The 8,201-nt window shown below is 74.5% G+C and carries 9 protein-coding genes; 2 read left to right on the forward strand and 7 right to left on the reverse strand.

The window, feature by feature from the left end:
* Both CNO22_RS23635 and lpdA read right to left on the reverse strand, forming a co-directional pair.
* The coding region (locus CNO22_RS23635) for a biotin/lipoyl-containing protein (protein WP_198588563.1) at positions 1-1,084 on the reverse strand (1,084 nt) is incomplete at its 3' end.
* A 50-nt stretch (positions 1,085-1,134) separates the two neighbouring features.
* The gene (gene lpdA / locus CNO22_RS23640; protein WP_100501708.1) at positions 1,135-2,514 is read right to left on the reverse strand and encodes a dihydrolipoyl dehydrogenase; all 1,380 of its coding nucleotides are present in this window, start codon (positions 2,512-2,514) and stop codon (positions 1,135-1,137) included.
* Positions 2,515-2,667: 153 nt separating this feature from the next.
* On the opposite strand from lpdA, the gene CNO22_RS23645 reads away from it, so the two are divergent.
* The gene (locus CNO22_RS23645) at positions 2,668-3,018 is read left to right on the forward strand and encodes an oxidoreductase (RefSeq protein ID WP_100501709.1); all 351 of its coding nucleotides are present in this window, start codon (positions 2,668-2,670) and stop codon (positions 3,016-3,018) included.
* Positions 3,019-3,037: 19 nt separating this feature from the next.
* Here CNO22_RS23645 and CNO22_RS23650 read toward each other — a convergent pair whose 3' ends face one another.
* On the reverse strand, positions 3,038-4,546 hold the full coding sequence (locus CNO22_RS23650) for a leucyl aminopeptidase (protein ID WP_100501710.1): 1,509 nt from the start codon (positions 4,544-4,546) through the stop codon (positions 3,038-3,040).
* Between the two features lie 134 nt (positions 4,547-4,680).
* On the opposite strand from CNO22_RS23650, the gene gcvT reads away from it, so the two are divergent.
* On the forward strand, positions 4,681-5,799 hold the full coding sequence (gene gcvT, locus CNO22_RS23655; protein ID WP_100501715.1) for a glycine cleavage system aminomethyltransferase GcvT: 1,119 nt from the start codon (positions 4,681-4,683) through the stop codon (positions 5,797-5,799).
* A gap of 60 nt (positions 5,800-5,859) precedes the next feature.
* On the opposite strand, the gene CNO22_RS23660 is transcribed toward gcvT, so the two are convergent.
* From CNO22_RS23660 to CNO22_RS23675, 4 genes are read right to left on the reverse strand one after another with little or no spacing between them, the layout of a single operon-like run.
* Positions 5,860-6,984 (reverse strand): YihY/virulence factor BrkB family protein, encoded by a 1,125-nt coding sequence (locus CNO22_RS23660; RefSeq protein ID WP_100501711.1) that lies wholly within the window; start codon positions 6,982-6,984, stop codon positions 5,860-5,862.
* A 1-nt stretch (position 6,985) separates the two neighbouring features.
* Positions 6,986-7,264: a DUF4235 domain-containing protein gene (locus CNO22_RS23665; RefSeq protein WP_100501712.1), complete on the reverse strand. Its 279-nt coding sequence runs from the start codon at positions 7,262-7,264 to the stop codon at positions 6,986-6,988.
* A complete protein-coding gene (locus tag CNO22_RS23670; RefSeq protein ID WP_100501713.1) occupies positions 7,261-7,719 on the reverse strand; it encodes a DUF3618 domain-containing protein in 459 nt (152 codons plus the stop codon). Before CNO22_RS23670 ends, CNO22_RS23665 begins: the two co-directional genes overlap by 4 nt.
* Positions 7,716-8,156, reverse strand: a complete 441-nt coding sequence (locus CNO22_RS23675; protein ID WP_100501714.1) for a phage holin family protein — start codon at positions 8,154-8,156, stop codon at positions 7,716-7,718. Before CNO22_RS23675 ends, CNO22_RS23670 begins: the two co-directional genes overlap by 4 nt.
* Positions 8,157-8,201: the final 45 nt, after the last annotated feature.

Genomic DNA, 8,201 nt, shown 5'->3' on the forward strand with positions numbered 1-8,201 from the left:
GGGCCGGGGCGGCCGCCTGCTCGGCAGCGGCGAGGACGTCCTGCTTGCGGATCCGCCCGCCGACGCCCGTGCCGGTCACCGAGGACAGGTCGACGCCGCGCTCGGCGGCCAGGCGGCGCACCAGCGGGGTGACGTACTGCCCGCCGCCGTCACCGGCCGGAGCCGGAGCCTTCGGCGCCGGGGGCGCCTGGGGGGCGACAGCCTGGGCCGGGGAGGGCGCGTCGGTGGGCGAGGTGCTCGGCAGCACGCCACCGGAGCCGTAGTCCGCCCCGGGCGCCTCCGAGGACGGCTGCGCCCGCTGCGGCGTCGGGTCGGCCTGCGGCGTCGGCGCGCTCGCCTGCGCGGGAGGCGCCGCCTCCCGCGGCTCCTCCTGCGACTGCGGCTCCTGCTGAGCCGGGGCCGAGGGGGCCGCGGCCTGCGCCGGAGCACCGCCGCCGGCCGCGCCGGAGCCGATGACCGCCAGCTGCGCGCCGACCTCGACCGTCTCGTCCTCGTTCACCGAGATCGACAGCAGGGTGCCCGACACCGGCGCGGGGATCTCGGTGTCGACCTTGTCGGTGGAGACCTCGAGCAGCGGCTCGTCGGCGGTCACCTCGTCGCCGACCGACTTCAGCCAGCGGATGACGGTGCCCTCGGTGACGCTCTCCCCGAGCGCCGGCATGGTGACCGGCGTCCCCGCGCCGTCGCCGGAGCCCCCACCGGAGGCCGCGCCGTCGCCGGCCGATGGCGCGGCGGCGGCCGGCTCCGGCTGCGGCTCGGGCTGAGCCGGCGCCTCCTGGGCCGGCGCCTGCTCCTGGGCGGGGGCCGCGGCCGTGTCCGAGCCGCCGGCGGGCGCGCCGCCGTCCCCCTCGCCGCCGATGACCGCGAGCTCGGCGCCCACCTCGACCGTCTCGTCCTCCGACACGAGGATCTTGGTCAGCACGCCGGCGGCCGGCGACGGGATCTCGGTGTCGACCTTGTCGGTCGAGACCTCGAGGAGGGGCTCGTCGACCTCGACCTGCTCACCCTCCTGCTTGAGCCATCGGGTGACCGTGCCCTCGGTGACGCTCTCGCCCAGGGCGGGCATGGTGACGGAGGTCGGCATCGGGGGAGGGCTCCTTCGGGCGCAGGTGGGTGAGAGGGGTGGTGCGGAGGTCAGCCGTGCACGTGCAGCGGCTTGCCGGCGAGCGCGAGGTGGGCCTCGCCCAGGGCCTCGCTCTGCGTCGGGTGCGGGTGGATGAGGGCGGCGACGTCGTCGGCCTCGGCCTCCCAGTTGTAGATGAGCTGCGCCTCGGCGATCAGCTCACCGACCCGGCTGCCGACCATGTGCACCCCGACGACGGGGCCGTCGACGGCCTGCACCAGCTTGACCGCGCCGGCGGTCTTGAGGATCTGGCTGCGGCCGTTGCCGCCGAGGTCGTAGGTGAGCGTCTTGACCTCGCCGAAGCGCTCCTTGGCCTGCGCCTCGGTGAGACCGACCGAGGCGACCTCCGGGTCGGAGTAGGTGATCCGCGGGACGCCGGCGTAGTCGATCGGGGCGGGCTCGAGGCCGGCCAGCCGCTCGGCGACGAAGATGCCCTCGGCGAAGCCGACGTGGGCCAGCTGCAGGGTCGGGATCAGGTCGCCGACGGCGGAGATGGTGGGCACGTTGGTGCGCAGGTACTCGTCGACGAGCACGTAGCCGCGCTCCATGGCGACCCCGGCCTCCTCGTAGCCCAGGCCCTGGCTGACCGGGCCGCGGCCGACGGCCACCAGCAGCAGCTCGGCCTCGAACTCCTTGCCGTTCTCGAGCGACACCTTGACGCCGTTCTCGGTGTTCTGCACGCCCGAGAACCGGCTGCCGAGCTCGAAGCCGATCTTGCGGCGGCGGAAGGCGCGCTCGAGGAGCTTGGAGGACGACTCGTCCTCCAGCGGTACGAGGTGCGGCAGCGCCTCGATGATGGTGACGTCGACGCCGAAGGACTTCCAGGCGCTGGCGAACTCGCAGCCGATGACGCCGCCGCCCAGGACGATCGCCGAGGCCGGCACCCGGTCCATGTCCAGCGCGTGGTCGCTGGTGATCACCCGGTTGCCGTCGATCTCCAGGCCGGGCAGCGAGCGGGCGTAGGACCCGGTGGCCAGCAGGACGTGCCGGCCCTCGTAGCGCTGGCCGCCGACCTCGACCGCGGTGGGGGAGACCAGCCGACCCTCACCCTCCACGTACTGGATCTTGCGGCTCTTGATCAGGCCCTGCAGGCCCTTGTAGAGCCGGGAGATGACGCCGTCCTTGTAGCTGTTGACGCCGTCCATGTCGATGCCGGCCAGTGACGTCTTGACGCCGAACTGCTCGCCCTCGCGGGCCAGGTCGGCGACCTCACCGGCGTGCAGCAGGGCCTTGGTGGGGATGCAGCCACGGTGCAAGCACGTGCCGCCGACCTTGTCCCTCTCTACGAGGACGACGGACATGCCCAGTTCGGCGGCGCGCAGCGCGGCGGCGTAGCCACCCGAGCCACCACCGAGGATGACCAGGTCGGCGGGGGAGGTGGGTGAGCTCACGAGGTCTCCTCGAATGCCGGGGTCCCGCCGCGTTCACACGGGCGGGGGATGGTCCGCGCCCATCCTGCCACTCCGGGAACGCGCGGGTGGGCAGCACCGTTGCCAGCGCGGACGTCGCGGCGCGAGCGCGACCCGGGCCGGACGGGAGCGGACATGGGGCTGTGGAGCCGACTGCGTGGGCGGGCACCCGGCCGCGGCACGCTCGACCGGGGCTCCGGACGGGCCGACGTCACCCACCTCGAGCAGTTCGTCGCCAGCCGACGCGGCGTCGAGGGGTACGTCGAGCCCCGGACGGCGGTCACGGAGACCACGATCGTCCTGGTCGCCGCGGACGGCGAGTGGACGCGGCGCCGCATCGACGGCCCGGAGACCGCCCGGAGGCTCTCCCGCGAGCTCGGCATCCCCGTCTACGACGCGCAGGTGACCGGCTACCCGCAGCGGATGCGGGACTGGAACAAGGACCCCCGTCCCCCCTCCCCTCGCAGGCTCGGGGAGGGACCCTGACGGGGGCCGTTCCAGCACGTCACCTGGCGATGAGGTCCTCGATGGTGGCCAGCAGCGTGCGGACCGGGACGCCGGTGCCGCCCTTGGGCGTGTACCCCCACGGCGCGCCGGTGTTGTAGCTCGGGCCGGCGATGTCGATGTGCGCCCACGGCAGCCCGGCCGGCACGAACTCGGCGAGGAAATGCGCCCCGACGAGCATGCCGCCCATCCGGTCGGCGTTGGCGTTGACGAAGTCCGCGATCGGCGAGTCCAGCCCGCGGCGCAGCTCGGCCGGCATGGGCATCGCCCACATCGACTCGCCGCTGCGGGCCGAGGCGGCCACGACGGCGTCCCGCATGTCGTCGCTGCCCATCACGCCGGCGGTGCGCGAGCCCAGGGCGACCAGCTGCGCGCCGGTGAGCGTGGAGGTCTCCAGGATCGCGTCGGGGGAGTCCTCGGCGGCCCGGGCCAGGGCGTCGGCCAGGATCACGCGCCCCTCGGCGTCGGTGTTGGTGATCTCGGCCTTCTTGCCGTTGCGGAAGGTCACCACGTCGGCGGGGCGGTAGGCGGTGCCGCTGGGCAGGTTCTCGGCCATCGGCACGGTCGCGGTGACCTCGACCGGCAGGCCCAGCTCGGCGACCAGGCAGACGGTGGCGATCACGGCGGCCGCACCGGCCATGTCGCTGGTCATGTGGTGCATGTTCGCGGCCGGCTTGATCGACAGGCCGCCGCTGTCGAAGGTGATGCCCTTGCCGACCAGCGCGACCTTCTTGCGCGCCTTCTTCCCGCGGTAGGTCAGCCGGAGCAGGCGCGGCCCGCGGGCCGAGCCGCCACCCACGGCCAGGACGCCGCCGTAGCCACCGGCGGCCAGGGCCGCCTCGTCGAGCACCTCGACGTCCAGCCCGGCACGCTTGCCGACGGCGGCGCCGCGCGCGGCCAGCTCGGCGGGGTGCAGGTCGTTGGGTGGGGTGTTGACCAGGTCGCGCACCAGCGTGACGGCGTCGGCGACGGCGCGGGCGCGCTCCAGCGGCCCCTTGGCGGCCCCGGCGTCCGGGACGACGACGGTGAACTCCCGCGGCGGGACCGGCCGGCCGGCGGTGTCGGACTTGTAGGCGGTGAAGTCGTAGGCGCCCAGCAGGCTGCCCTCGCCGACGGCGTGCAGGCGCAGCTCGTCGGGCGTCCCGCCGACCGCGGCCAGCAGGGTGACGACCGAGCCACGACCCGACAGCGCCCGGCTGGCGGCGCCGGCCGCCCGGCGGAGCGCCTCGGCGGTGTACCCGCCCCCGGTCTGGGGCGTGCCGAGGCCGACGGCGGCGACGACGGGGAACGGGCCCTGGCCGAGCGCGGCGACCCGGGTCACCTCGTCCTCGGCGCCGCGGGCGCCCAGGTCGGTGAGGGCGGGCAGCAGGCGGCCGCCCAGCAGCCGGTCGACGGCCTCCGCGCCGGGCGTGGGCAGCGGGCCGTCCGGCCCCTTGCCGATGCCGACGACGACGGCGTCGGCGGAGAGCTTCTCGAGCGGGCGGTCGGTGGCGGAGATCGTCGGCGGCACCGCTCGATCCTAGAAGGACCCCCCTGCCCCCACCGTTCGCGAGCTCACGGCGGGCCCCTGCAGGGGGCCGCCCTGCCGCCCCACCGTTCGCGAGCTCACGCCCGGTCACTGCCGGCACCGATAGCGTGCCGTCCGTGACCCCGCTGACCTCCCCCCTGCACGACCGGCACGTCGCGGCCGGCGCCAAGCTGGCCGACTTCGGCGGCTGGTCGATGCCGATCGAGTACTCCGGGGGCGGGGTGCTGGCCGAGCACGAGGCCGTGCGCACCGGCGTGGGGCTGTTCGACGTCTCGCACCTGGGCACCGCCACGGTCCGCGGACCGGGGGCGGCGGCCTTCGTCGACAGCTGCCTGACCAACGACCTGTCCCGCATCGGGCCGGGCCAGGCGCAGTACACGATGTGCTGCCTGCCCGACGGCGACCCGCGGGCCGGGGGAGTGGTCGACGACCTGATCGTCTACCTGCACGGTCCGGACGACGTCCTGCTCGTGCCCAACGCCGCCAACGCCGCCGAGGTGGTGGACCGGCTGGCCGACGCCGCACCGGCCGGGGTGACGGTCACCGACCGGCACACCGAGGTCGCCGTCCTGGCCGTGCAGGGGCCGCGGTCGCCGCAGCTGCTGGCGTTCCTCGGGCTGCCCGGCGAGCTGCCGTACATGTCCTTCGTGACCGGGGTGGGCGGTGGCTCCGCCGAGGTCACCGTCTGCCGCACCGGCTACACCGGCGAGCACGGTTACGAGCTGCTGGTGGGCGCCGACCGCGCCGGTGAGCTGTGGGACGTGCTGGTGGAGACGGGCCAGGACGAGGGGCTGCGGCTGTGCGGGCTGGGCGCCCGCGACACGCTGCGCACCGAGATGGGCTACCCGTTGCACGGCCACGAGCTCTCGACCGAGATCACGCCGGTGCAGGCCCGGGCCGGCTGGGCGGTGGGCTGGCGCAAGCCGGCGTTCTGGGGCCGGGAGGCGCTGCTGGCGGAGAGGGACGCCGGGCCGGCCCGGCTGCTGTGGGGGCTGCGCGCGACGGGGCGGGGCATCCCGCGGCCGGGCATGGCGGTGCTCGACGCCGACGGCGCCCGCGTCGGCGAGGTCACCAGCGGCACCTTCTCGCCGTCCCTGCGCACCGGCATCGCCCTGGCCCTGCTGGACACCGCCGCCGGGGTGGAGGAGGGCGCCGAGCTGGCCGTGGACGTGCGCGGGCGGCCGCAGACCGTGCAGGTCGTGCGGCCGCCCTTCGTCCCCTCACACGTCCGCTGAGGCCCTCCTGCAGGGTCCCGCCGCGAGCCTGCGAGCGGTGGGGGGCAGGGGGGTCCTTTTTCAACTGCGGGGGTGTGACTCCTTGGTCGGCACCGGCGGGTCGGGCAGCGAGTCGGCCATCGTGGCGTCGCGCTGGCCCATCGGCTGGGGCGGGCCCTCGGTGGTGTCTTCCGCCGTCTGGTGCTCGGCCTCGGAGTTGATCTCCGCGCCGAGCAGGATCAGGTAGCAGGTCAGGTACAGCCACAGCATCAGCACGATCACGCCGGCGATGGCGCCGTAGGTCTTGTCGTAGGACCCGAAGTTGTCGACGTAGATGCTGAAGCCGAGGCTGACGAGAGCCCAGATCACGGTGACGACGACGGCGCCGAGGCTCACCCAGCGCAGCCGCGGGGCATCCCGGTCGGGGGCGACGCGGTACAGCACCGCCAGCGACCCGGCGAAGATGCCGAGCAGCACGACCCATCGGACCACCTGCGCGAGGACGGTGGCGAAGGGGCCGAGCGGCAGCGCGTCCAGGACGTTCGGGACCACCGCGACGAGCGCGAAGGTGATCAGCACGAAGAGGATCGCGCCCAGCGTGAGCCCCAGGGAGATCGCCTTGCGCTTGACGAAGCCGCGCGTCTCCACCTCGTCATAGGCGAGGTTCACCGCGGTGACCAGGTTGCCGACGCCACCGGAGGCGCTCCACAGCGCGCCGAGCACGGAGGCGGCCAGCCCGAAGCTGAGCGCTCCTCCGCTGTTGGTGACGATGGCGTTGAGCTGGTCGCCGATCAGGTCGGCGGCGCTCTCGGGCAGCTGCGCCGAGAGGTCCTCGACCTGCCGCGCGACCGTCTCCGGGGAGGCCACCAGCCCGTAGATGTTCATCATCGCGATCAGCGCCGGGAAGATCGCCAGGAAGCCGAAGAACGCGACGCCGCCGCCGATGATCGGCATGTTGTCGGCGTTGTTCTCCGCCCAGGCGCGCCGGACGATCTGCTTCCAGCCCCGCCAGGGGATCTCGGTCGGCTTGTCCGCGGTGATGCCGGGCAGCTGCTGCTCGCTCGGCGCGCCGGGCGGCAGCTGGTCGGCCCGGGGGTGCGGCCCGCGGGCCTCCGCCGCCTGGGCCGCCGCCCGGCGGGCCGCCTTCTCCTCGACCCGCTGCTTGATGCGGTCGACGGCGCTGTCGCGGTGTCGGGTGCCTGCCACGTCAGTCGCCCGGCCAGTTGCCGGTCAGCTTGGTGAAGCCGCGCGCGCCGGCCCGGTCGATCGCCGCCTTGGTGGCCGCGAAGATCGCACCCTGCAGGGCCGCAGCCAGCACGACCTCGCGCATGCGGTACTCGCTCTGCAGCGCGTCGGGCGCGTCGTCCTCGTTGGCCACGCGCTTCCAGACCTGCTTGAAGACGGCGCCCGAGATCACGCCGGCCAGGACGCCGCCGAGCAGGCCGATCGGCCGGTAGACGAGCTTGGCTCCCTTGCTGCTGGTCACTTCGTCCTCCTCGCGGCCCGGCGGGCCTTCGCCGCCTGCTTCGTCGTCTTCCTCGCCGCCTTGCGCGCCTTCTTGCGGGCCGCCTTCTCCGCCGCGGCGCTGCGGGCGGCGGCCACCTTGGCGGCCCGCTTCGCCTCGCGCCTGGCGACCCGGCGGTCCTTCGTCCGGCGGCGCCAGACCAGCAGGCCCAGCAGCGCGGCCACGCCGGCGCCGGCGCCGATGACCGCGGGCGGGCTCTCCCGGTAGGTCTCCACGGCGGTGTCGCGCGCCCGGTAGGCCTTCTCGCGGGCACGCTCGGGGACGTCGAGCCGGTGCGACAGCTCGTCGACGGTGCGGCTGAGCTGCTCGCGGGTGGCCTCGATGTCGGACTTGATGGCGTCGGGGTCGGCGGGGGTCGTGTTGCCGGACGTCGTCCGGTCGTTGCCGTCCTCGCCCGAGCTGGCTGGCGTGCTCACCGGCGCGCACTCTCCTTCACCGTCGCGATGTCTTCCTTGGTGCTGGCGATGGCCTCGGTGGGCACCGGCGGGGTGCCCTTGTCGACGTCCTTCTTGCCGATCAGAGCGAGCACGCCGGCGACGGCGAAGAGGACGACGGCGACGATGAGTGCGGCCAGCCAGCCGGGCAGCGCCTCGGCCAGGGCGAGGACGGCGGCGGCGATGAGCACGGCCAGGCCGAAGAAGGCGACCAGACCCGCACCGCCGAACAGGCCGGCGCCGACGCCGAGCCGCTTGGCCTTCTGGGTCACCTCCGCCTGGGCGAGTCGGGCCTCGTCGCGCACCAGCCGGCTGATCTGCTCGGTGAGCTGACCGATGAGCTGCCCGGTCGAGGCGTCCTCCGGGGCGGGGGGTGGGGCGGTCGCGCGAGTGGCGCCCGTGGTGGGGTCGGCTCGTATCTACTGCTGAGCCTGCCGACGCGCCCTCACGTCAAGAGACCGTTT

Origin of the sequence: Geodermatophilus chilensis, assembly GCF_002802985.1 — a bacterium.
GTDB classification, from domain to species: Bacteria; Actinomycetota; Actinomycetes; order Mycobacteriales; family Geodermatophilaceae; genus Geodermatophilus; species Geodermatophilus chilensis.